16 protein-coding genes are annotated in these 26,354 nt (G+C 45.5%); 15 read left to right on the forward strand and 1 reads right to left on the reverse strand.

Features of this window, described 5'->3' with window-relative positions; translation table 11 throughout:
- The first annotated feature begins 8 nt into the window (after positions 1-8).
- From KDC22_RS07255 to KDC22_RS07285, 7 genes are read left to right on the forward strand one after another with little or no spacing between them, the layout of a single operon-like run.
- A complete protein-coding gene (locus tag KDC22_RS07255) occupies positions 9-1,250 on the forward strand; it encodes a hypothetical protein (RefSeq protein WP_211722540.1) in 1,242 nt (413 codons plus the stop codon).
- Entirely contained in the window at positions 1,247-2,179 is a 933-nt protein-coding gene (locus tag KDC22_RS07260; RefSeq protein ID WP_211722541.1) for a triphosphoribosyl-dephospho-CoA synthase, read from the forward strand. Before KDC22_RS07255 ends, KDC22_RS07260 begins: the two co-directional genes overlap by 4 nt.
- Positions 2,142-2,693: a citrate lyase holo-[acyl-carrier protein] synthase gene (gene citX, locus KDC22_RS07265; protein ID WP_211722542.1), complete on the forward strand. Its 552-nt coding sequence runs from the start codon at positions 2,142-2,144 to the stop codon at positions 2,691-2,693. Before KDC22_RS07260 ends, citX begins: the two co-directional genes overlap by 38 nt.
- Positions 2,690-3,928, forward strand: a complete 1,239-nt coding sequence (locus KDC22_RS07270; protein WP_211722543.1) for an MFS transporter — start codon at positions 2,690-2,692, stop codon at positions 3,926-3,928. Before citX ends, KDC22_RS07270 begins: the two co-directional genes overlap by 4 nt.
- Positions 3,916-5,148 (forward strand): ATP-grasp domain-containing protein, encoded by a 1,233-nt coding sequence (locus KDC22_RS07275; protein WP_211722544.1) that lies wholly within the window; start codon positions 3,916-3,918, stop codon positions 5,146-5,148. The genes KDC22_RS07270 and KDC22_RS07275 overlap by 13 nt, the downstream gene beginning before the upstream one ends.
- Positions 5,120-6,361, forward strand: coding sequence for an ATP-grasp domain-containing protein (locus KDC22_RS07280; RefSeq protein WP_211722545.1), 1,242 nt, complete (start codon positions 5,120-5,122; stop codon positions 6,359-6,361). Before KDC22_RS07275 ends, KDC22_RS07280 begins: the two co-directional genes overlap by 29 nt.
- A gap of 11 nt (positions 6,362-6,372) precedes the next feature.
- A complete protein-coding gene (locus KDC22_RS07285; RefSeq protein WP_211722546.1) occupies positions 6,373-7,347 on the forward strand; it encodes a 2,3-diaminopropionate biosynthesis protein SbnB in 975 nt (324 codons plus the stop codon).
- Positions 7,348-7,492: 145 nt separating this feature from the next.
- Here the strand turns inward: KDC22_RS07285 and KDC22_RS07290 are convergent, their stop codons facing one another.
- Positions 7,493-8,653 (reverse strand): GBS Bsp-like repeat-containing protein, encoded by a 1,161-nt coding sequence (locus KDC22_RS07290; RefSeq protein WP_211722547.1) that lies wholly within the window; start codon positions 8,651-8,653, stop codon positions 7,493-7,495.
- Between the two features lie 478 nt (positions 8,654-9,131).
- Here KDC22_RS07290 and KDC22_RS07295 point away from each other — a divergent pair, with 478 nt between their 5' ends.
- The 8 genes from KDC22_RS07295 (at position 9,132) to KDC22_RS07330 (ending at position 26,350) form a co-directional block, all read left to right on the forward strand.
- Positions 9,132-11,342: a hypothetical protein gene (locus KDC22_RS07295; RefSeq protein WP_211722548.1), complete on the forward strand. Its 2,211-nt coding sequence runs from the start codon at positions 9,132-9,134 to the stop codon at positions 11,340-11,342.
- Positions 11,343-11,388: 46 nt separating this feature from the next.
- The gene (locus tag KDC22_RS07300) at positions 11,389-12,999 is read left to right on the forward strand and encodes a hypothetical protein (protein ID WP_211722549.1); all 1,611 of its coding nucleotides are present in this window, start codon (positions 11,389-11,391) and stop codon (positions 12,997-12,999) included.
- 239 nt (positions 13,000-13,238) lie between these two features.
- Positions 13,239-13,553, forward strand: coding sequence for a hypothetical protein (locus tag KDC22_RS07305; RefSeq protein WP_211722550.1), 315 nt, complete (start codon positions 13,239-13,241; stop codon positions 13,551-13,553).
- 281 nt (positions 13,554-13,834) lie between these two features.
- Complete coding sequence (locus KDC22_RS07310) at positions 13,835-15,823, forward strand: PA14 domain-containing protein (RefSeq protein WP_211722551.1); 1,989 nt, start codon at positions 13,835-13,837, stop codon at positions 15,821-15,823.
- Between the two features lie 91 nt (positions 15,824-15,914).
- Positions 15,915-17,261, forward strand: coding sequence for an FG-GAP-like repeat-containing protein (locus tag KDC22_RS07315; protein WP_211722552.1), 1,347 nt, complete (start codon positions 15,915-15,917; stop codon positions 17,259-17,261).
- Between the two features lie 126 nt (positions 17,262-17,387).
- The gene (locus tag KDC22_RS07320) at positions 17,388-19,409 is read left to right on the forward strand and encodes a carbohydrate binding domain-containing protein (protein WP_211722553.1); all 2,022 of its coding nucleotides are present in this window, start codon (positions 17,388-17,390) and stop codon (positions 19,407-19,409) included.
- A 22-nt stretch (positions 19,410-19,431) separates the two neighbouring features.
- Entirely contained in the window at positions 19,432-20,688 is a 1,257-nt protein-coding gene (locus tag KDC22_RS07325; protein ID WP_211722554.1) for an NBR1-Ig-like domain-containing protein, read from the forward strand.
- 58 nt (positions 20,689-20,746) lie between these two features.
- Entirely contained in the window at positions 20,747-26,350 is a 5,604-nt protein-coding gene (locus tag KDC22_RS07330) for an RHS repeat domain-containing protein (RefSeq protein ID WP_246553681.1), read from the forward strand.
- The last annotated feature ends 4 nt before the right edge of the window (positions 26,351-26,354 follow it).

The raw sequence follows: 26,354 nt of genomic DNA on the forward strand, positions 1-26,354 counted from the left end.
AGGCTGTTATGTTCACAACATACCGATTAGAATTACCTGATCCTGTGACCCTTAATAAGCTGCAGATCCCTGTCTTCACCCATATGTTCCTTCAGCAGGTATCCGCCCATAAAGTCCAGGTCGATCCGATCCAGGGCAAGCGTATCAGCATCACTTATTTGTCCGCCTATCCCAGAGAGCAAATCGAACAGGAAGTAGATGCATTCCTGGAACGCTTCACCCGCAAGCCTAATGAGCATCCCGCAGCTTCCGAGGAAGCCCGGGAGCATACGCTGGATGTGGTTGAGCTGAACGAGCCGCCTCTGGAGTCCCTGTGTTCCTGCTGCAAGCCCAGCAATCTGATGAATATCTCGGATGATCTGGTGGAACAGGGCTGGCTGACTTTGCTGAAGAATCAGGAGCTGGCCTATCATCGTCCGATCATCCGCCTGCTGGAGTATTTTGACCAGAGTTATGTTGATTATGTCGGCCGGAAGATTGGGGACTGCCAGGAACGGCAGTATTCGGTCTTGTTACCTACTGCGTTCGCCGAGAAAATGAACTACTTTCACAGCGCGCCGATGCATTTGCTGCTGGCCACCCATTTAAGCCACGATCAGGAGAAAATGCTCTCCTTCGCAGAGGATGTATCGAGGAGTAACGGCAGGCTGCCGGAGGATAGCGGCCAGTATCTGGAGGCTCCTCCTTATGTACTGCAATCAGCGCCGTGCTACAAGGTCTATCTGGAAATGGAGGATCGTGTCCTTGAGGACAACACCGCTTTTGTACTCAAAGGCCAGTCCTTCCGCAATGAGGGCAAACGCGTCTACTTGCTGGAACGGTTATTGAATTTCACGATGCGGGAATTTGTATTTCTGGGGACTCCCGACTATGTAACCCGGATGCGTGATTTAACCTTGCAGTGGACCATGGAATGGATGGAGACGGTCGGGCTGAAGGGGGAGTGCGCTCTAGCCAATGATCCGTTCTTCCTCCCGGCTAAGGTCAAACAGAATTTCAAAGTTCCCAAGCATGTGAAATACGAGGTCCGTGCGGATATTCCGTATAAAAACGACACGATTTCTATTGCTTCCTATGATACGCATGGTGATTTTTTTGCGAAAACCTTTAACTTTAGACTGAGGGACAATACGGAAACGTGGTCGGGCTGCATCGGGCTTGGACTGGAGCGGGTAGTCTGGAGCTTCCTCCAGCAGTATGGCCTGGATCATGACAACTGGCCTGAGGCGATCCCGGAGAGCGCACAATGACAGCTTCGCAACAGGATACATCCTATTCGCTTGCTGAGGCGATGACTTACAGTGTTCTGGCGGAGGCGGTGAGCTGGCCTTCTCCCGGACTGGTCTCCGCCGTCAGCACGGGTTCTCACGGGGATATGGATATCTACACTTTTCTGCGAAGCGCACTCCGCATTCAGCCGTATTACCAGGCCGCAGCCCGCTTGGGCATAGAAGAATCTGCGGACAGAACCGGCAGGGAAGATCTGTTCAGAATGCTCCAGAAGCTCGGGCGGCGTGCAGAGGCTGGCATGCTGAGGGCTACCGGGGGAGTGAATACCCATAAGGGAACGATCTTCCTGGGGCTGATTCTATGTGCGGCTGCGGGAATAACCAGCCAAGGGCCATCCGGCGGCGCAGAACCACAGGACATCTGCCGGCTTGCCGGAGGGATCGCCGGGAGCCCGCTTCGTAAGCAGCTTACGGACATCCTGAAGGAGACACAGATTACAAGTACTGGCGGACGCGCCTACAAGGAATGGCGGATCAGAGGCATTCGCGGTGAAGTGATCGACGGATTTCCTTCCATTCTCCAGCAGGGTCTGCCTTCCTTCCGTTCTGCGCTTGATCAGGGGGCGGACATGCGAACGGCGGTTATTCATTGCTTGTTCTCCCTGATGTCTGTCGTTCAGGATACAACGCTTCTGAACCGTGACTTTGACAAGGAGCGGATCAGCTATACTCAAGCGTGTGCCTTGGAGGCTCTGGACCGGGGGAGCCTGTTCACCTCTGAGGGCAGGACCTATATCCGCAAGCTGGAGAAGGATTTCCAGCTTCGTTCCTTGTCGCCCGGGGGATCAGCCGATCTTCTGGCCATGACGGTTGCCCTGCACTTGTGGGACGAGCATCAAGGAGGGGAAGTATGTGGAGAACCACTCCGTTATGTCTGCCATTCTTCGTGACCGTGGGCGCCTCCCTGAGCTTAGAGAGGCGAGGGTTCCGGCGGCAGGCTCGCTGATCCAGATCATGATGAATATTCCCGGACCGTGCAAAAGACTGGATTGCACCTATGAATTGTTCGGGCTCTGTATCGGGGCTATGCAGAAAGCGCTGGCTTCATCAGCTTGTGAGATGCTGTCCGTGGAGCGGATAGACTTAAATGTTGGTCCGGTCGCCTATATGCAGGTGTCCTGGGAGGCTACAGCGTTGAAGCGGTTCTGTTTGTTATTCGAACAGGGACATCCGCTGAGCGCCTATTGGGATATTGATATTTACAGTTATTCGGGAAGAGCAGTGGGCAGGAGGGAGATCGGGGCCGCGCCGCGCCCCTGTTATCTGTGCAGCCAATCTGCCAAAGTGTGCGGATCACAGCGTCGCCATTCGCCGGAGGAATTAATAGGCCGCATGACCGCTGATCTGACAGCCTACAGACAGGCGCAGATGGGTGTGCCGATTACAAGGAAGGCAGGGTTATGAAGCTGTTCCACAGGTTAAAGGTGCCCCGGCCGATATTTTCCATCTGTCTGAATACGCTGATTACCCACCTTGGCTTCTACGCCATGACGGCTGTACTGACGGTCTATCTGTCTCAGGTCAAAGGGCTGCCTCTTTCGGTGACCGCCCTCGTTACGATGATCTTCACGGTCTCCTACCGCAGTGCAAGGTTTCTCACCGGCCCGCTGCTGGACAACCTGGACCCGTTCAAATGTATGCTGTTTGGCTGTTATTTAACCGGAATCTCCATTGCCTTGGTAGACTTCTGGGATTCGCCGGTATGGATTACGGCACAGCTTATTATTGCGGGTGTCGGGTACTCGGTAAGGGGGTTATCCTCGAAGGCGGCTGTCTCGCTTGTTGGAAGCAAAGATGGTAATTCTCTGTTTTATTTTGCCAATACCAATATGTATCTGAATGGGGCAGCGATTGCCGGGCCTGTAATCGGCACCTTTCTATTAACTGGTCCCCTGAAGAGCTACACGTTAACGTTTGTTGGCGGGTTCTATGTTCTGGGAGCCCTCCTGTTGAACCTGGTTCCGCCCGGATGTGATCTGCTGGACCGGGAACGGAAGCCGGTAAGCTTCTGGAAGGGATACCGGGCGGTTCTGCTGGATGCAGGCTTCCGTAAAGTGCTGCTGTTCAACACCATCGGCTGTTTTTTCTTCACCCAATTATTTAATTCATTCCCTTATTTAATCGGCACCCATCTGAACGCACCGGAGAAGCTGGGAAGCCTTCTTATGCTGAACGGAATCCTTGTAGTCCTGCTGCAGATTCCTGTCGGGCGCTGGATGAATACCGTTTTATCTGGTCCACGGGAGAGATACCGGCTGATGCTGGCTTTTCTGCTATTCGGGCTATCGTTCACAATCAATGGAGTAGTGGGTTCTATGGGGGGCTACTATGTATTTGTTGCTTTATTCACCCTTGCCGAAATGTTATTCATCCCTACCATAGATGCGTTTGTGTCTACTGCTGCCCGCCCGGATCTGCGCATCACATATTTCAGTGTCATTGGATTGTCAACGGCGCTTGGAGAAGGCATCGGAGTGTATACCGGGCTGCAGCTCATTCAGATGTGGAGTCTGTATGGAATATTGTCTTACTTCTGGTTGTCGTTGGCACTCCTGTCCGGGCTCTCTCTAATCCTGTACGTAATGTTAAACCGGTCACCTGTTCATCACAAGGAGGAAGGGAAACTATGGCGATATTAATTCTGAATCAGAGGAGGCGGGCATTTGCTCCTTATCTGACATGGCTGGAAGACCTTGAAGAAGAGGTATATCTGTATACCTCGGCAGCATATGGTGAGACCACTGAGCCTTATGCCATAATGCAGGTGTTCAACCATTGGACGACGAACGACCGGGTGGAGATTGAGGCGTTGAAGCTGTACGAGGAGCATCCCTACCGCCTAATCATTGCCCTTGACGAGAGTGATCTGATTCGTGCGGCCCGTCTGCGCGAACGGCTGAGCTTACCCGGACAACGGCTGGAGAGTGCTATGGCGTACAGGGATAAAGCATGGATGAAAAGTCTGGCAAGCCAGTCTGTGTTATGCCCGGCATTCCGCAGGCTGGATTCGCCGCTTCACTTGTACGATTTCGTACAGGAGCATGGATTGCCGGTTGTGGTCAAACCGGTGGACGGCATGGGCTCGATGAATACGGACATTATACGGACCCCGGAGCAATTGAACGAGGTGTGGGAACGCGGGCTTGGCGCCGGACTTATGGTTGAAGCCTACATTGAGGGTGAGATGTATGAAATCGACGGACTTATGATGGGGCAGGAGATCCGGTTTGCTTCTGCGGGGAGATACTCTTGCCAACCGGTTGAGATCCTCGGGAAGGAATGTTTTGTTGAGCTGCTAAGCCCCGCCGACCCGATCTTTCAACGGCTGGTCCAGGAAGTCCAACAAGTCATCGAAGCCTTGCCTTCACCGGGGATATCCACCTTTCATTGTGAGTTGTTCCATACCCGGGAGGATGAACTGGTGTTGTGTGAAATTGCCAGCCGCACCGCAGGCGGACGGATCAGCGAATCCGTCAGTGCTATGTACGGTGTTAATCTGAACCGGGAGTGGGTTCGGGCGCAGTGCGGTTTGCCGCTGACCCTGCCGACGTCAAGTCCGCCACGGGTAGCGGGAGTATATCTAATGCCCAAACGTCCGGGGACGGTGAAGAAACTCCCAGAGACACTGCCGTTCGATTGGGTGACAGAATATGTCCCGCGCGTCAAGGCAGGGGAGCTATTGGACGCTGCCCATTCCAGTGTGGATGCAGTGATGACCGTAATCATCGTCGGCGGGGATTCGGTGTCCCTGCAAGCCAGGCTGTCACAGCTCCTGCAGTATCTGGAGAGAGAAGTACAAATTCTGCCTGCACTGAAGGAGGTTGCATGGAGTGAAGCATCTGTTATTGGTAGAAAGTAATGAATCGATCACGGGAATCCAGGCTTGCCGAGAGCTGGGGTATACCGTTACTTTGATTACCCAGGATATCCAGCATTATCTGAAGGGCCAGCCGCTGGCGTCTCATCCGCTTCATAGGGTGGATTACATCCATGAAGTGGACACCTTCAATGAAGAGGCCGTGGTTGGTTTTGTCAAAGAGTACCACAAAGTACATCCGTTAACGGGAGTCATGTCTTTTGCAGAATTCTATGTGGTTCAGGCAACGGCTGCTGCTCATGCTATTGGTGTACCGACCATGCATCCGCTGGCCGCCAAGAATGCCCGGAATAAATATAAATCCAGAGAACTATGCATTCAGAACGGTGTTCCGGTTCCGGTCTCATTGTTGGCAGGCAGCGTTGAGGAAGCTTGTCAGCATGCTCAGGCAATGGGCTATCCCTGCATCATTAAACCCTGCGACGGGGCCATGAGCATTGGCGTGGTATTGGTTAACAATGAGAGAGAACTACGGCAGGCGTACGACAGTTACGTGAACAACAGGAATTATGGGCGGAATCTCTATGGAAGTGCCGATGTGCTCATTGAGGAGTTCGCAGCAGGGCCATTAGTTAGTGTGGAGATGGTTACTTATCAAGGGAAGGATGTTCTGATCGGGATTACGGACCGCCGTCTGGTCGGGTTTCCTTATTTTGTGGAGACAGGGGCGAGCTTCCCGGTTCAATTGAGCAATGAGACAGAGATTGTTGAGGCCGTGAGCCAAGGATTACGTGCGCTTGGGGTTGATTTTGGCCCGACCCATACGGAGGTGGCTCTTACCCCTGAAGGTCCCAAGATCATTGAATTCAATCCCCGGATGGTCGGAGGCCCTGTTCCGGAGATGATTAAGTATGCAACCGGCATCCATCTGCCCGTTGAAGTGCTTCGTATGCATATGGGGGAAGAGCCGAATCTGACGGCAACGGTCTCCCGCGGAGCCGCTTCCCGGGAATTCTGTTCGCCCGTGGACGGGACGTTACTGGAAGTTACCGGGCTTAACGCATTAGAGGGGCGGCCGGATATCCTGAAGTCGCATTTCATTGCTGCCGGGCGCGAGGTATCCTATCCACGGTCTAATTTTGACTGGATTGGCAGGGTTACCGTTGGAGGGGACGATGCAGCGCAGGCTGAGCAGAAATGCAGTGAAATCCAGAATGGGATTGGTCTGCACATTGTAGCCAGACCTTTAAGCTGAGGAGGCTAACGATGTTATACTTAAATACTGCAAATTTACAGAGCATACAGCTGCCCTGGAGCAGAAGTGTCGAGATGATACGGAGAACGGTTCAAGTGATGGCCGCCCATGAATTCTCCCAACCCATTAAGCCGTATTTACTGTTCGATAAAGATCCAAGCAGCCGTATTATTGCGATGCCGGCCTACGTTGGCGGCGATATCGCTATGGCAGGCATCAAATGGATTGCCAGCTTTCCGGGGAACCATGCCCGGCAGATCCCCCGGGCCCACTCGGTGACTATACTGAATGACTCCGATAACGGGAAGCCGCTGGCCGTCATCAACAGTCCGCTGATCTCCGGAATTCGCACGGCATCGGTCAGCGGGCTGATGATCCGGGAATATGAGAAGGTGCGTCCTTTTGCGGATAAAATAGTTGCCGGTATAACCGGATTCGGTCCCATCGGTCAACTGCATCTGTCTATGCTGACTCAGCTTCTCGGAGACCGGCTGGTGGAGATTCGGATATTTGATCCGAATCCGGGTGCTATGGATCATATCCCGGAAGAGCTTGGGACAAGGGTGCGGCCTGTGGATTCATGGGAGGAAGCTTACGAAGGGGCAGATCTGTTCATTACCTGTACGATCTCCAGCTCCGGTTATATTGACCGCAAGCCCACAGAACAGAGTCTCTTGCTGAACGTGTCTCTGCGCGATTTCACCCCGGCTATCTTAAGCTACACCTCTGCCATTATTGTCGATGATTGGGATGAAGTGTGCCGTGCGAATACGGATATTGAACATATGCATAATCAAAGAGGGCTGCGGAAGGAAGACACGACCTCCATAGTCGAGGTGGTCTGCGGCAACGCGCTGGCGAAATTCCCGAAGGAGGAAGCAATCCTGTTCAATCCGATGGGCATGGCTGCCTTTGATATTGCCATCGGCGCCCTTTATTATCAGGAGGCGCTGAATCGCGGGTGTGGTGTGGTGTTGGAGGATTAGGCAACCTAATCGCTCCAACGGTACTCTTGTTGATTCAGCTAGAGTGATTTCTATAATCAGCGACTTGTCTACGGATGAGTTGCTGTTTTTATGCATAACATAGGAGGCATGTAACAGATTTGTATCACTCAGAGCTTGGACGGACTTACTTAGTGATCTCAGTCTGAACCCCGATACCGGTACTGTTTCCGAGTAGATCAGTTGTATAAATATGAGTAGTATAAATACCAGTTTCATTATTATGCTCACTAAGTGGAATGGAGATTTTCCATACACCGGATGATATTTTTTGCCCGCTCATCTGTTTGAGATCATCTTGCCCGTTAGCTTCAGTCCATGTATAGAAAGTTACTTTAGAGATATCATCACGAATACCTTCGACAATGACCTCATAAGAGCCGTCCTTAAAATTTACTTTCGCAGGAATCTGTACATTATTTCTCTTAACAAGAGTATGACTTCCCCCAAAATAAACCCCATCGACCCAAACATCATTATAATAAATTCCGGTTTCGTTATTATGTTTATTGAAGGGAACGACAGCTTTCCAAATGCCATCAGATACTTTTTCGCCAGGCACCAATGGAATAGCCAAATCATCATTTCCATTATAGGCGGTCCAGGTTGGGAAAGTGACATTCAGGGCGTCCCTCTTAACACCATAGGCATAGACAACATAAGAGCCATCTAGCAGATTTGCTTCAGTCGGAGCTTGGATGGACTTAGTGATCTCAGTCTGAACCCCGATACCGGTACTGTTTCCAAGTAAATCAGTTGTATAAATATGAGTAGTATAAATACCAGTTTCATAATTATGCTCACTAAGTGGAATGGAGACTTTCCATACACCGGATGATATTTTTTGCCCGCTCATCTGTTTGAGATCATCTTGCCCGTTTGCCTCAGTCCAGGTATAAAAAGTTACTTTAGAGATATCATCATGAATACCTTCGACAATGACCTCATAAGAGCCGTCTTTAAAATTTACTTTCGCAGGAATCTGTACATTATTTCTCTTAACAAGAGTATGACTTCCCCCAAAATACACCCCATCGACCCAAACATCATTATAATAAATTCTGGTTTCGTTATTATGTTTATTGAAAGGAACGACAGCTTTCCAAATGCCATCAGATACTTTTTCGCCAGGCACCAATGGAATAGCCAAATCATCATTTCCATTATAAGCGGTCCAGGTTGGAAAAGAGACATTCAGGGCATCCCTCTTAACACCATAGGCGTAGACAACATAGGAGCCATCTAACTGACTGGCTTCAATCGGAGCTTGGACAGTTGGCTTCTTCAAGAGTTTTTAGAAGTGAGATTTCCATTTTTATCATAGAAGTAAATGATTATTGTTCCGTCATCATTTACTACACTACGTAACCTGCCATCTGAATTCGAGTAGTTATATTGGATGGCAGAGGATCTTTCTGGTGCTACAACAACACAAAACGATATGACAAATAAAAACAAAATGGTTTTAGCATGAAAATATTTAAGCAATGTTAAAGTCCCCCCAAGTGTAAATCTTAGAGAAATATACACTTAATAATCCATTTTGTATATGCTCTTTATAATTTTGGCGGTCCCACATTAAATTGCAATAGCTTTTTTAGAATCTTCATTTTTATCCGAATATTTTCACTGTTATTTGGAAATTTGACTATTAATAGTTTTATTCGACGAAATAACTATTTGTTCGACAAAATATCACCGTATCAAAAGATGAAATGGTGAATTATGATTGTTGAGGATTGTTTATTTCGAAGAGGAGATGTTCCATGAATTCGAGAATAAGAAAGAAATTTATAGGTTTTCTAATTTTGTGTGTGTTCTTCAATATCGTTGGGATTCTGAAACCAGAATTGATAAGTGCAAATACAAGCATTGGTACTGACAATTTAATTGTTAACCCCGGTTTTGAAGTGATAGCGAACAATAGTAACACAGCGGCAAATTGGAATCACCATGGTGAAGGAAACTTCACAATTATTAGTTCACAAGTCTCAGGAGGAAGTAGGGCTCAGAGGATTTCAATAAGTAGTCTGCCGATGAATCAATTTACTGGTGTTAGCCAATCAATAGCCGTGAAATCTGGACAACCGTACACCATGAATGGAAGATTTTTTGTTGAGAGCATATCCAATGCGAAGGTACAATTATATGCTGATTTTTTTAATGCAGGAGCTTTCGTGGATAGCAAAGTTTTCGATTTGTCAAGTCAGAATACAGGACAATTCGTTACTCTAGGCGGGAAGGGAATCGTTCCTGATGGAGCTACAACTGTTGTTATTTATGCGTTGATCCGTTCTACTTCTGATAATGGATCGGGAATTTTTATAGCTGATAATTTATCTTTAAAATATACCAATGACAGTAATTTGATTGCAAATGCGGATTATGAGAAGTTCTCAGCCGCCTCCACTAATTCGGAAGACTGGGACTACGCTGCCTCTTATAATTCTGCATTCAGTTCAGTTCCTTATCCATCGTTAAGTGGAGCCAGAGCACAAAGAATTAGTGTCTCATCCCTTCCTGTTAATGGTTATGTAGGAGTCTTTCAAAAAATAAAGGTGGATTCAGGAAAAAAATTTCATACAAGTGGAGCTTTGTTAATAGAGAGTTTATCTAATGCCAAGGCTCAATTATATATTGATTTTGTGAACTCAGCGGGCCATTATCTGGGGACGACTATTATTGAATATGCCAAACCAACCAATGGTACATATATGACATTATCTGACACCGGACAAATTCCAAAGGATACAGCTTTCGCTGTTGTATATGTAATGATTCGTGGTACTGGCTTAAATGGTTCTGGAACAATCTATGCAGATTCTTTAGATTTTCATTATACAAATGAAGCCAATCTTTTTAATAATGGAGACTTTGAAGCGCAAAGTGCAGCCTCGTTAGGAAATGGTTGGTTGCCAAGTTACGCGAATGATATCCATAGTTATCAATTAGTTTCAGATAACTATGGGAATACGATACAGAAAATCGAAGCATCCAATATTAAAGTGAACGAATATGTTGGGATAAGTCAGTTAATGAAAGTTGTACCTAATCAAAAATATACAATGAGCGGACGATTCAAAGTGGATAGTATTAGCAACGCTAAAGTGCAGCTGTATGCTGATTTTTTTGCAGAAACAGGTGTCTTTCTTGGAGCTAATATAGTAGAACTGCCGGCTACTACTCAAGGGGCATATGTAACAACTTCTAATACAGGAATAGTACCTATTAATGCTGCTTATGCCCGTATTTACGCGATTATTCGGGCGGTTGGGGGAAGCGGGGCGGCAAGTATTTTTGTAGATGATATGAGGTTTAGTTATACGACTAATTTATTGAGTAATGCTGGTTTTGAAGTGAATAATTTCGGATCTGAAACACCGTATAACTGGACCTTACATAAACAATCAGGAGCAGGGGAAGTGATCCAGTTAGTTGAGAACACATCAATTAAAGCTGGGGTCAAAAACTCTTATTCGGCATCAGGCCGCCTGCTTAACCAGACCTATAGTAAGGGAACCCAGACCTCTAATACTCTTTTTAAATATGACCTAAACGGAAATCTAACGAAGAAGTTAACGATAATGGGCACATTGCAGGATGATCGTGTATTCGCTGAACAGAAGTCATTGGAAATTAGTGGTTACTGGATACCTAATAATTATTTTGTGGGTGTTTCTCAAGATCTGCGTGTAATTCCTGACAAGTCTTTCAATATTTCAGGGAACATTAATATAAATATGCTGCATCAAGCGAAAGTACAGGTGTATATTGACTTTTACGATATAGATGGGTCATTTATATCTAGCACGATTAAAGACACTACTGAAGCGAATGGGAAGTATACGTTATTGGCTAATCAAGGAATCATTCCGAATAAAGCTGTAATTGCAACTGTGTATTTCCTAATCAGATCCACAGGAGATTTTGGGGCAGGAGCAGTTTACCTTGACTCAGTATCATTTAATTATAATTAGGAAGAATCAAAGAGATATAAGTATATAAATAGAGGAGAAGTCCGTAGTGGTAAAAAATAAAGTAATCATTTCTGTGTTCCTTGCACTCTTTTTTGTATATTTGGTCCCTTACATAACTCATACGTATGCAGCTAACCCATCCATTCAGTATTTTTATGATGCGTCTGGTAGATTAGATAAGCAATGTCAGACTACTTTAAGCTGTCAGTTATTTAAGTATGATCAAAATGGGAATTTGTTAACCAGTGGGAAAGCTCGTTCAATGTCTTTTCCTAATGGTGATTTTGAGAATGGAATGGAGGGTTGGTTCATAAATAATGCAGTAGGAGGAGGGGCGACAATAGACAATACAGTCTATTATTCTGGTATCCATTCTCTAAAGGTTAAAGTAGCATCTTCGGGAGATCAATATCAGTTTAAAGGCGCGAGCTATGGTACAGATATAAGTGGGAGACAGTTCTCGATCTCTGCATATATCAAAACCTCAGGAATGACTGCAGGCGGTGTGAAGATACTAACTTATTGGTCGGATGCAAATGGCAGCTTGATATGGGCAAATATCCGGCCCTCGAATTCAATTAAGGGTACGACTGAATGGATTCGTGTAGAATCAACCGCAATAGCTCCATATGGTGCTCAGAGCCTAGTCATACTTGTTCAGCCAACGGTGGGGAGCCAAGGCTATTATTGGTTGGATAAAGTTGAAGTGAGTGAACTTGCTTCACCTGCAATCATGCCACCAAACCCTAGCTTTGAAGAGGAAGCGGACAACTGGGTTATTAATAATGCGATTGGTGGAGCTTCTGCGATCGTCAGTACAGAGAAGCACACCGGTAGTCATTCACTAAAAGTTAAGGTAGCATCTTCGGGAGATCAATATCAATATATCAGTAAGGATTTTAATACGGATATTACGGGCCGCCAATTTACAATCTCGGCTTTTATCAAAACTGAAGCATTATCGGGAGATGGAGTGAAAATATTAACCTATTGGCAGGATGAGAGTGGCTGGATCTGGAGTAATATTCTCCCCTCCAATAAGATCTCAGGTACAACGGATTGGAGCAAGGTATCCGTAACTTCAATTGCTCCTTATGGAGCGAAAACGCTAACGGTATTAATTTTGCCCACCATTAATGGTCAAGGATCGTATTGGGTAGATAGTATCGAAATGTCAGAGTCCAAGTCACCAGCCTTTAAATTACCGAATCCTAGCTTTGAGGAAGGGAAGGGGGGATGGGTAATTAATGATGCCAATGGAGGGGATTCACTTATTGACTCCACATCCAGAATTACCGGGGTGCAGTCTTTAAAAGTTAAGGTGGCTTCTTCTGGAGATCAATTTCAGTATAATACCTATGATTTTGGCAGAGATATTAGCGGCACACCCTTTACAATCTCAGCTTATGTAAGGACGGAGGGCCTGTCAGGGAATGGGGTCAAGATTCTGACTTATTGGCAAGATGAGAACGGTTGGATCTGGAGTAACCACTCCTCCTCTAGCTCGCTCACTGGCACTTCAGATTGGAGAAAACTTGAAACAACTGGGATTGCACCAGCAGGAGCTAGAAAAATATCAGTACTTGTACAACCTACCATTAATGGACTGGGTTATTATTGGGTGGATAATGTAGAAGTTAAACAGGCTGTGAATTGACTGAATAATCGGTTGAAATTAACAATGACAGGAGAAACTTAATATGAAGTTTCATTCCACACTTCATCGTTGGCTGGCTATTATTATATCTATCGCTCTATTGCAATGCTATTACAAAGGAGGGATTATTAGAGTTTAGAAAACCTGTTGACAATGAAAACGATAGAAAAGCTAAAGAAAATTTATTTAATAAGGCTCAGAACCAGCCTCATATTTAAAAAAAATTAGTGGGGTGCTCCATGGACAGAAGTGGAAATGGGAATAGCTCAAAGTTAGGAAATGATTTTAAAGAAGATGTCCTTTTTATCGTTGATTCCCTTGAGACCTGCATTGATAAATTCGGGTTTTCTGAAGAGCTAAGGAAAGAAATAAATGCTTTTTTTGAACAAAATCATAGTAAACAAGAAGAAGAAATTGAAAAGAAAATAGCAAGTATTTATATGGAGTTCTTAGGGAAAACAAATTTTAAAAATAAGAATGCTGCAACAAATAAAGAGTTATTTAGTCAACTGAAAAAAGAGATTGATGAAGTTAGAAACTTAGTAGCAGAATGATTATAAGAGACGTAGCTTCTGAAAAGTTAGAAGATGCACTTAAAACTGAATTGACGAATGATTCAAAGACCTTGAGGATGTTCTCCCTCAAGGTCTTTCTTTTACCCAGTGCTCCAAATGAATGGGGCATTTAAATTTATATTTTAAAATGTGACAAATCTATTACGCAGTCGACAAAAGTAGTTATATTTCGACAAAATACAACCGTTTTAAAGGCTAAGCGAGTCACTTATGATGGTTGAGGAAGTAAGTAGAACCTTCATAATATTATAATGAGGAGAATGGACAATTTGAAGTTTCTAATACGCTTGTTGTCATCATTGATTATATTAGCGCTCACTCAAAATGTATGGGGGAGCTATACTCTTCAACCCTCGTTAAATTCTTCGATAAAAAATCATTCAATCGTTGACGCTGCTGGTAGTAAAGGGCTTAAGGGAGAATACTATGACAATTCCAATCTTACTGGGCTCAAGCTGACACGGACGGATACGAATGTGAATTTCAACTGGGGATTAGGTTCTCCTGATGCTTTAATTGGAGTGGATACGTTCTCCGTAAGATGGACGGGATCTATTCAACCTCAATATAGTGAAGTGTACACCTTTTATACAACGGCGGATGATGGTGTCAGGCTTTGGATTAATGGCCGATTGTTGATAGACAAATGGATACCCCAAGCAAGTGAGCTAACGAGTCAACCGATTACACTGACAGCAGGACAAAGCTATGATATCCGGCTTGAATATTTTGAGGACGGGGGCGGTGCAGCGGCGATTTTGCAATGGTCGAGTCCCAGTCAAGTTAAACAGGTTGTTCCGCAATCGCAATTCACCCCACCCGTTGAATCCGCCCGAGTTGGACTCAAAGGAGAGTATTATGACAATTCAGACCTAAGCGGGCTTAAGTTGACCCGAACGGATGCGAATGTGGATTTCAACTGGGGATTGGGTTCTCCTGATCCCTCCATTGGACAAGACACATTCTCTGTGAGATGGACAGGGACAATTCAACCTAAATTCAGTGAAAGGTATACCTTTTATACCGTTGCCGATGATGGGGTTAGGCTATGGGTTGACGGCCGCTTGATTATTGATCAATGGATGACCCAAGCCGGTGAACTAACGAGTCAGTCTATCACACTGATTGCCGGACAAAACTATGATATACGTCTCGAATACTTTGAGAATGGTGGAGGAGCCACAGCAATCCTGCAATGGTCAAGTGTCAGTCAGGCCAAACAGACCGTTTCTCCAAGTAAATTGCATCTTCCGGCGGATGTGCAGGGAGTAGGTCTGAAAGCAGAGTATTACGACAATCTGGAGATGAACGGGCTAATACGGACACGTACAGATGCGACTGTGAATTTTAACTGGGTAGAAGGTTCACCGGACAGCCTGATCGAGCCGGATACCTTTTCAGTTCGCTGGACGGGAACGATCAAGCCCAAATATAGTGAACCCTATACATTTTATCTCAATGCGGATGATGGGGTGCGTGTATGGATAGACGGAAAACTCATTCTAAACCGTTGGGTCAACCAGTCCGATCAATTTCAAAGCAGTACCGTGCAATTCGTAGCTGGAAATCAATACGACATTCAAATTGAGTATTTTGAAAATCTGGGTGGAGCAGCTATCGGACTTCTGTGGGCAAGTCCTACTCAAGCGAAAGAGTTCGTTCCCCAAAGTCAATTGTATCCACCCGTTGAGGTTCCTGGAGTGGGCCTAAAGGGAGAATACTATGACAATATGGAATTGACTGATCTGAAATTCACGCGCACAGATGCTAATCTGAATTTTGGCTGGGGAGAACGATCTCCAGATGCGAGCATTGGAGCAGATACATTCTCTGTGAGATGGCAGGGGGTAATCCGTCCCAAATCTAGTGGAACATATACGTTCTACGCGAATTCAGATGATGGTGTTCGTCTATGGGTAGATGGGCAACTCCTACTGGATAAATGGATTCCACAGGCCAGTGAATTAACCAGTCTTCCCATCCATCTGATAGAAGGGCAGAATTATGAGCTCCATATCGAATATTTCGAAAATACCGGAGGTGCGTCCTTTGGATTGTCTTGGTCCAGTGACAGCCAAGTGAAAGAGATTGTTCCACAATCGCAGTTGTATTTGCCATATAAAACATATATGCCAGTAGAATATCACTATGATTCCAATGGGAGGTTGGAGTCAGCACTTCTCTCAGACGGGAGCGTTATACGCTATGACTATGATGAAAATGGGAATCTGATAAGGGTGGGTAAATGATAGACTTATAAGTCTAAATAGAATGAGAGAGGAATTATTACACATGCTTATGCGTAGTCCAAAGAAATGTAGCCTAGCAGTCCTAATAATTATGCTTATTTATTCCCTAAGTATGCCATCCTTAAATACTGCGGCTGCTGCAGGAACATCCAGTCAGAATAAGCTCAGCGGTTACCTTCCATGGACATGGAGTACAGCAAGCCGAATGATAGATGATAGTAGTTCGATGTGGTTTGCGGATGTGAATGGAGATGGGAAGAACGATCTGATCTCCAAAGGTGAAGCCGGGGCATGGAATGCCGGAGTGGTATATGTGTCATTAAGTACGGGGAATGGCTTCCAACCTTGGACGTGGAATTCCGGATCCCGAATGATTGATGACAATAGTACGATGTGGTTGGTCGATGTGAATGGAGATGGTAAGGCAGATCTGATCACCAAAGGTGAAGCCGGGGCATGGAATGCCGGGGTTGTGTACGTGTCATTAAGTACGGGGAATGGCTTCCAACCTTGGACGTGGGATTCCGGATCCCGAATGATTGATGACAATAGTCCAATGTGGTTGGAAGATGTAAATGGAGATGGTAAGGCGGATTTAATATCCATAGGGCAAGCGGGGGCGTGGAATGAAGGAAGGATATACGTATCTTTAAGTACCGGAACGGGGTATCAGCCCTGGACATGGACATCGGAGTTTAAGATGCTTAATGCGAAGGATACCCCCTGGTTTGTAGATGTGAATGGAGATGGCAAGATGGATCTGGTTGCTAAAGGGCAGCCCCATGCAACTAATGCCGGACAGTTATATGTCTCTTTGAGTACCGGGAGCGGTTATAATCCATGGACCTGGACTTCGGGATTCCGAATGGTTAATGACAATGATGTTCAGTGGTTTGCGGATGTGAATGGAGACGGCAAGGCGGATTTGATCTCCAAAGGTCAACCCGGCATAGCCAATGCAGGATATGTCTTCGTCTCATTAAGTAACGGGGCAGGCTATACATCCTGGACGTGGAACAGCGGTAGACGAATGATTGACGATAGCGGGTCCATGTGGTTTTCAGATATTAATGGAGACGGTAAGGAAGATATGCTATCTGTCGGTCAAAATGTCGGGTATAACGAAGGCTGGTTGTATGCTTCTCTAAGTACCGGGATTGGCTATCAACCGTGGACTTGGAATTCTGGCAGTAAAATCATTGAAAGCAATAATATTTGGTTCAGCGATGTGAATGGTGATAGAAGAGGAGATTTAATCCTTAAGGGAAGCGGGCGAGATGCAGGTTTTGTTCGGGTTGCAATCAGCAAGGAACTCAATCAGGTTCAGCATGAGTATAATGCAGCAGGTCAACTCATAGTGACTATCTTGCCGGATGGATCGAAAGTTGACTATACATATGATATGAACGGGAATTTATTGAAAATTCACAAGAGATGATTATTACATGAGAAATAGGGGAGTGAATTTATAATCAAAATGGAAACCTAGAGTTTGATGCTACCCAATGGAATCCATCTATTACCTATAATATGATGCAAACGGGAAGGTGAGTCGGTGGTAAGGATGAGAAGTATAACATTAATTATTTTAACCTTTGTTTTAATAGCTGTTTTGCCCCACAATGCCTACGCCAGTGATTACGAATATTTTTATAATAAAAACGGTCAATTAGAATCAGTGAAATCAATTAATCATGCGGTTGATTACTATTATGATTTAAACGGGAATTTAATAAGGAAGAATTCAAATGGTAATTTTATAAAAAATGGAAATTTCGAATTGTCTGATGAGAGTGGCGGAATTGCCCAATATTGGAACACGTACAATGGTTCTGGCTTTCAACAGCCTAAAGGAGAAATGGAGGTAACGACAGTTGCAAGTGGAAAACAAGCCCAAAAAATAATAACTACCGGCATAGGAGGGTTATATCAGGATATCAAAGTAGTTGAGGAAACCTCATATGATATAAGAGGGCAAATCAACCTAAGCCTCATTAATAGTGGAACGGTGATGCTGAAGGTGGATTATTATAATGCTTCGGGTGATTTCATCGGCGGTGAGAATCTGGCAGAAATAGGTGTTCAAAACACTTGGACAACTATCGGAGGGACTGTAAAAACTCCAAAAGGAACGGTTATAACAAGGATTCATTTTCACGTGACTTCGTCATCTGGAGCTACCTTATTCATAGATATGGTTTCCATGTATAAAAGTACATACGGAAATATGCTGGAAAATGGAGATTTCGAGTTGTCTCATATTAATGGTGCAGCGGATGGCTGGAGAAAATACGGAGCCTTCGGTGAATATGAACTCGTATCCTCCAATGTGACTTCTGGAGCACAATCTCAAAAGCTTGCGATGACTAATATAGGAGGATTGTATCAGGATGTAGTTGTAAATGGGAATACGCTATATGACTTGAACGGTCGAATAAACACTGAGAGCTTGATAAGTGGAAAGGTTCAATTCATCGTTAATTATTTCACTGCTTCAGGAGAAATGCTCAGTGGTGCTAGCGTGGCAGAGGTGAGAGCATCACAAAAATGGACTACTGCTGGCGAGACTCTAAAAACACCATTGAATGCTCGGATAGCACGTGTCCATATTCAAGTAGATTCTTCTTCTGGTCGTGCGGTGTTAGTAGATATGTTTACTATGAAAAAAAGTGTAGACGGAAATGTGTTAGCCAATGGGGATTTTGAAGCATCCCAGATCGCTGGTGTTGCTGATGGATGGGCGAAATATGGGGCTTCAGGAGAATATCGGCTTTTAACGTCGATGGTTACTTCAGGTAGACAATCTCAAAGTATCTTGATGACGGGTACTGGTGGATTGTATCAAGATGTAATGGTTAGCGGGAATACCTTGTATGATTTAATTGGCCGTGTAAACATAAGAGATTTGAAGGCTGGATCGGTGAAGCTAATCGTAGATTATTTTGATAACTCAGGGAAGGCCATCAGTGGGACGAGTCTTGGAGAAATCAATACTTTAAATGTATGGACAACCGTTGGTGGTACTGTTAAAACTCCAAATGGAGCCGTAGTAGCGAGAATACATGTTCATACAACATCCCTTCAAGGGAGCGATTTCGTAGTAGACATGATGAATTTTAAAAGGAGTAAAGATGGAAATCTGCTGGCTAACGGGGATTTCGAGGGATCTCAAATGGGTGGTGTAGCGGATGGTTGGGAAAAATATGGAGCTTATGGTGATTATCAATTGACCACCTTGACTGTAGCCTCAGGGATTCAAGCTCAAAAAGCTGTTATGACTGGTATAGGTGGAATATATCAGGAAGTAGCTATAGTACCAGGTTCAAATTACAAGTTAAATGGTCTTATTAATATTATTGACTTACCAGGCAACACCGTAAAAACAATCGTAAACTATTACGATGCGTCAGGAAAGTTGATCAGCGGAGTGACACTGACAGAGGTAAGTAGTTTAAATGCATGGCGTACAATAAGCGGAACTTTGAAACCACCCGTAGGATCAGTGTCCGCGAGAATCCATTTTCACGTTGATTCTTCTTCTGGTGGCACATTTGTAGTTGATAAGGTTACTTTTACTAAAGAATGAAGTGGTTAAAGGCGGAGGTAATATGCAAAAGTATTGGAATAAAATCAGTCTGTTGTTCATCTTGCTGCTTAGCTTCCCGGCAGTAGTTGCTCCTTCAATCATTCACGCTTCAGGTAGAGGAGCGACAATCCTGTCACATACCATTCCCTCAATGATGCAAGCAGGGGTTACTTACCCGGTTACTGTCACTGTTCGTAATGACGGAACTGAAATTTGGTCAGAACAGAATGTATTCCGGCTGGGGGATGTGGGGGACAGTGATCCGCTTTCTTATGGGAGGAAGTTTATCCCTAATGGACAAATTATCTCTCCAGGACAATCCATCACCTTTTCGTTCAACATGACAGCTCCAACTACAACGGGAAGTTACATCACGGATTGGAGAATGTTGAAGGAGGATGTCGAGTGGTTTGGAGACACCCTGACCGTGAATGTCTCTGTTGTCTCATCGATTTCATCCAGCTCAGCCACACTGATGCATGAGAATATCCCATCTGTTATGGCCAAAGGTCATAAGTATCCAGTCACTCTGACCTTCCGCAACGATGGCGGAGATACGTGGTCACCAGAGGAGTGGTACCGTCTAGGGGGTGCAGGGGATCAAGATCCGTTTGCCAACACCCGTCAAGTCATTCCTGATGGAAGAAGAGTGAAGCCGGGAGAGGTACAAAGCTTTTCTTTTATTATGCAGGCGCCGACTGAGACAGGAACGTATATGACCGATTGGGGAATGGTTCATGACGGGGTAACCTGGTTTGGTCAGACGTTGACGAAAAATGTCCAAGTTGTAGAGGGGACTCGTAACGCGAGGGTGATCACGCATACGATTCCTTCTATCATGGAAGTAGGTCAATCCTATAACGTGACTGTAACTATGCGAAACGAGGGCGAGACATCCTGGTATGAAGAGGGAACCGCAACGGGAATGTACCGCTTGGGTGCGGCAGGAGACAATGACCCGTTTGCACAAGGGCGTTATTATTTGCCTTCCGGCATCATTATTAAACCGGGTGAAGATTACACTTTTGTTTTTACAATGTCAGCTCCTGCTGTACCAGGAACCTATATAACCGATTGGGGGATGCTTCAGGAATACGTTACCTGGTTTGGCGAAACGCTCGTGAAGCCGGTTACGGTTATTGATCCTTCTAAAACGAATACATATACTTATGATTCCTCCGGAAGACTTCAATCGGTAAAACTTACTTCAGGGCAAACCGTTTACTATGAATATGACGCGAATGGAAATCTGATTAAAAAACGGGTTCGAACGAATTAATTACTGCACAAACTATTATTTCTATTTCATATTGACAGGAGAGTTTATATTGAAATTCATGAAAAAAATCAAGCCCTTCCTAACCATTCTACTGGCCATCGTCATGCTTCTATCCTGTATTCCTCCTATGAATTCAACGGTGGCTGCAGAGGGAGCCAGCAGTCGTTCCAAAGAGAAAACGGTCTCACAAGAAAGTCACACCCCAAGCCCAAGTGCTTCGCCAGTGCCAAGTTCCATCAGTGAACGTTCTGCTGAGCTTGAACCCACAGCGAGACCAACAGAGCTTTCGTCAAAACCACCGTTATTCCCGGAAACTCCTCCGGTTGAGGCGAAACTTCCGGTAGTCCAGGATGTTTACAGCCCGGAGCAAATGTCTGTCATCCCCCTTCTTAAACTGCAAACCTTAGAGAAACAGGGGATATTGGATACTTCCTTCCTGCTCCAGTCGCCCACTCTTCAAAAGCAGATGCAGCAGAAAAGCCTGACCTCTTCATCCAAGGATTTAAGTCAAAAAGATATTGAACAATTGATAGCAGCCGGAGCTTCAAAGGAAGATGTATATTGGATCAATCTGCTTCAACTGGATCGTCCAGACCTGACGCCACTTGCGCTTTTGAAGCAGCATCAGGAAGGAACGGCGTGGGAAGAGATCCAGTCTGAACTCTACCGCAACCCTAGGGGATTCTCCTCCGAGCACACTGGAGTATCGGATGCCGTATATCTGCAAGAGCGCATTTTGTTCCCCCAAACGTATCGTACAGTAACCGAAGAAGTATATCGTGACGAACCAGAAAAAGCGGCAAAATTCAGTAAAGACCAGCTCGAATGGGCTGCCTCTACCGTTACCGCCTTTGACAGGGCTTATTCAGGTGTGATTGAGGCCTACAAAATGGCGCAAATTAATCAAAGCAATAAACGCCAGTATGAAGACCGGAGTAGCACCACGGAAGTGGTTGACCCGATCTCAGGATCTTTAACCTGGAAACAGAATCAAATCCATTTACCGGGCCGGGATGGGCTCGATTTAGATATTGGGCTCATGTATAAATCGAATCAAACCCCTGTGTTCGAATGGGTAACTAGTACGACAGCAAACCCCTATTTATTGGTAAAAGATTATTATTCCAGTAAATTCAATTTAGGAACAGGCTGGGCTCTTCAGTTCCCTTCCATACAAGCAGATAATGGGAGAAGATACTATCATGACGGCAAAGGCAGTGTGTTCCTGACCTCAGGTCCAGCCGAGGAGATGTATGGACTTACTCCGTATACAGGATTCGTGAACTATTATGGAAGAAATATGCGTTACTCCACTAATTCTACACAACATTCATTCAGTAATGGTCAAACGGAATCAAGTCAGTGGGTTGAATATCTGGATGGGCGGCGGGAGTACTTTTCCATCAGCGGGGATATCCTCGGTATTGAAGACCGCTTTGGCAATACCATTACCTTCAACTATAATCAACAGGATCAGCTGATCTCTTCCATTACGGATAGTGTCGGCCGGAAAGTAACCTTTAGCTATGAGCACAATTTGAATACAACAGATGTATTTACTGGAGAAGATGTTGTTATCCGTGTTCTGGACGGCGAGCGAGAAGTCGAAAAAGTAACCCTGAAAAAGTGGCGGGTATCCCAACCTGTGAACTGGACAGGTGAAAAAATTGACCCTGTAATGATGCCTTATTTATCGTCCGTAGAGAATCAGGCGGGAGAGTACACCACCTTTGATTATGATGTCGAATTTACACAGTATAAACCGGATAGCGGCTATTCTGGCCCGCAAAAACTAAACTATTATGCAATGTTGAAAAATATTAAATATCCCCGTTCTTCGACGGCCTATGAATATAAATACACGACTAGAAATTACGCGCCATATGATACTGTAGGAGATTACCAAGTAAAGTCTAAAAAAGACATGATCGGCAGTAAAACGTATAATCAAGTGGACTACCAGTATAATGGAAATTATACGGGGAATACCCCTGAACAATATCCAGGGAACTTACCTGATGATTTTCGTTATGGGACCACCGCCAAAATCATCAGTACTACCCCGAGCAATAACATGGCTACAACCCAAACCTTTGACCGGGATGGAAGATTAGTGCTGACCGAAACAGCCGCGGCGAATGGAGAGCGGAAGGAGGTTCAGAACACGGCGTTTGATACCACCTTTATCTATTCTCCGACGAAGTCGACAATTACCGAATACGGTGCAGGCGGGGCAGCCAACAGCCTCTATTCCGAGACAGTGTATAACGACTATGGACTGGTTGCTTCCCAGACGGGGCCACTTACCGCAGGACAAGCGGGCAATCCATCACTGAAACAGCATTACAGCACCACATACACGTATGAACCAAATTATCAATTTCCGGCATCCAAATCGTGGTACCAGGACGAAAGCGATGCAGCTCCGCTGATAGAGTCTTACACATATACTGCGCAAGGACGTCCAGCAACGGTAATCAATGCTAAGAATGAGCAAATGTCCTTTTCTTATAGTTACGTGAAGACTGATAACCAAGACAAGCTGGAACAAACAACTGCTGAAACGCGGGTGGACAATCGTCTTATAGCTAAGTCGGTGGTGCGGTATGGCAGCGAAAATAACTATGCCTACCCCACAGAGCAACAGCAGTGGTTCAATATCGGTACTGCTGACGAAAAGGCTGTTACCACCAAAACGGTCTACAATAAAGGCAATGGTCAAGTCATCCAGAAAACCGAGGCCAACAACCAGACTGTTGCCTATGAATACGATGGTGCAGGGCGGTTAAAAAAAGAAACGTATCCAATAAAGACGAACACCAAGGGTCAGCAGATTCAGGAGATTGTGGACTACAATTACTACAATCAGTCTTCACCGAATTTCGATGCGACAAATGCAGGAACACAAGTATTAAAGGTAGATTCCATTACGACGGTCACCAACATAACCAGTGGCACTAGCATGAAAACCTACAGGAATGTGCTGTATGACGGATTAGGTCTCACCTTGCTGGAAGAGCATTATGACGAGAACGTGAACAAATGGGTTTTTACCCAATATCATTATGACGATCAGGGTCGTCCGGTGTACTCCATCAATCCTGCTGGAAATATACTGACCGCCAGCTATGATGCCTGGGGCCGACAGAACCGGGCCACGACACCGAGCGGGGATGTGATGGTCAGCGACTACGATCTGGGATCTCGCACGGCCACCAGTTATATCCAGGACCAGGCTACTGGCCAGGCCCTGAACTATGTCCAGGAGAGCTACGATTCTAAGGGGAATAAGTTGTCTGCTTCCACCTACAAAGACTGGCCGACGAAGCAGCAGCCTATTAGCGAATCATATCGCTACAATATTGCCGGACAGGTGATAGGATATACTGATCCCAACCATAATTTGAACGAGGATGGGGTGACAAACAGTTACCGATATGACGCCTTAGGCCGGTTGACTGCCCTGAAGGATGCGTTGAATCAGACGACGAACTACAGCTATGATGGGAACGGCCAAGTAAGCAAGGTTACGATTCAAGCCAAAGGCGGTACTCCGCAAACCCTAAATACAAAGACCTATAACGAACTGGGTCTGCCTAGCGTTAAGCAGGACGGCTCCTCTCAAAGTGAGAGCTACACGTATAACAGCGCCGGGCAGTTAGCCGACAAGACGGACCGCAATGGCAGCAGCTTTACCTATACGTATGATGAAGCGGGCCAGATGAAGACCAGCACCATTCGTGGAATTCTTAATAATGTAGAGCAAACACAGGAAACCAAAATGATTACCGGCGATGGCAGCCCGGATAAACAAACGATCCTAACCTTTACCAATGGGATACAGACTGCTTCACATACCCAAACCCAGAACAGTCTGGGTCAGCTACGCAGTACGTTTTCGGAATCGGGTGGGCATACAGCATGGGTCGGAAATCAGCTGGATGTGTTGGGAAGAATGACGCAGATCAGTGACCAGTACATGAGCTTTTTCACCAACTATACGTACCAGCAGCAGCGGCTGACCCAGGTGCAGACGAACGGGAGTGCAGTGGTAACAGGTTCAGCAACTGCCAACGCGCAGTACACCTATTTCGGCAATGACAGCGTGAAGTCGATTACGTATCCGACGCTGACAGATGGAAGCCAATTGATCACGACCTATACGTACAACAAAGCACTGGGCTGGACAGAAAGGATGGAGAATACCAAGGGAGGGGGTAGCCTATCCAGTTACTCCTACAGCTATGACAACAACGGGAACCGGATCGCGGTCAGTGAGTCGCGAAACGAAGGCGCTGAGCAAAGGACGAATTACGGCTATGACGCACTGAACCGGTTGATCTCGATTAGCCGCCCGGACGGTGGCCAAACCACGTATACGTATGACGTGCGGGGTAACCGCCTAACATTGTCCGATACGAGCACGGTAAGCCTGGATGCTGCGGATACCAGCTATACGTATGATCTGCAGAATACCTTGACGAGTGTGACCAAGGGCGGAGCCAGCACCAGCTTCAAGTACTATGCCGACGGAATGCGGTCCATGAAAACCAAGGGCAATACTCAGACTCAGGTCAATTACGACTTCCAGGGCCAAGTGATCTCGGAAGAGAAAATCGTCAATGGTGATTATGTAGAGCAAGCGAATTTTGTGCGCGGCGATCGGGTATTGGTGAAGAAGGATAAGAAAGCGGCTAAGGATTATTACTACTTGTACAATGGCCACGGTGACGTCGTCCAGATCGTAGATACCAACGGAAAAGTCGTGAATAACTACACCTACGATGAGTGGGGCAACATCACCAGCCAGAAAGAGGAAATCTCTAATTCCTTCAAGTACACGGGAGAAGTGTATGACGAGGAGACGGGACTGTACTACCTGCGTGCGCGATACTATGACCCAAGTATGGGACGGTTCTTGAATGAGGATACGGTTGAGGGGCAGATTGATAATCCACTGAGTCAGAATTTGTATACGTATGTGCATAATAATCCGTTGATTTATACAGACCCCACGGGGATGTGTGTTGCTGGAAAAGATTCAGGTTGTTATTTAGATTCATTTAGTGGTGTTGACGGATTGATTGACAATCCTGGATTCTCAAACAACACAAGCATGTGGGGGGAACTTCAGAGATATATTAACAATTACTGTAGCAATGCTTCTTGTGTAGCTAAGCAACAGGCAAAACAAAAAACATTAGAAAAAGCGAATGATGCAATTCGCAATAATGTTTGTAGCTACGTTGATTGTTCCATAGGAGAAGCAAGCTTTATTCTTGAAAACAACAAGGCAATTGGAGTAAGAATAAAAGTTGAGATTGCTGATCTTGAGCCTGGCTTTTGGGGAGGGCTTGGAAATTATATAATGCCAACCGCCTATGCTTCTGAGTTACCGCCTAAGACGCTAGGAAGTAGTAGTTTTGGTTATATTGAGCATTATTACAAAAGTGGTGATCATGCACCTGCTCATGTCCATGTTATTGATAATAAAGGAAATGTTGTGAGAGTAGGGCAAAATGGTAAACCTCTTGAAGGTGAACCAGAATTAAACCGGGCACAGCAAATGCTTGTGACCCAATATAGACCACAGATTAGAAGCTCAGTGTCTCGAATTATGAAATGGTATAGATACAACAATCCTAATAAATATGAAAAATAGTTTT

The sequence above is a fragment of the Paenibacillus tritici genome (genome assembly GCF_018207515.1).
Lineage (GTDB): Bacteria > Bacillota > Bacilli > Paenibacillales > Paenibacillaceae > Paenibacillus_AQ > Paenibacillus_AQ tritici.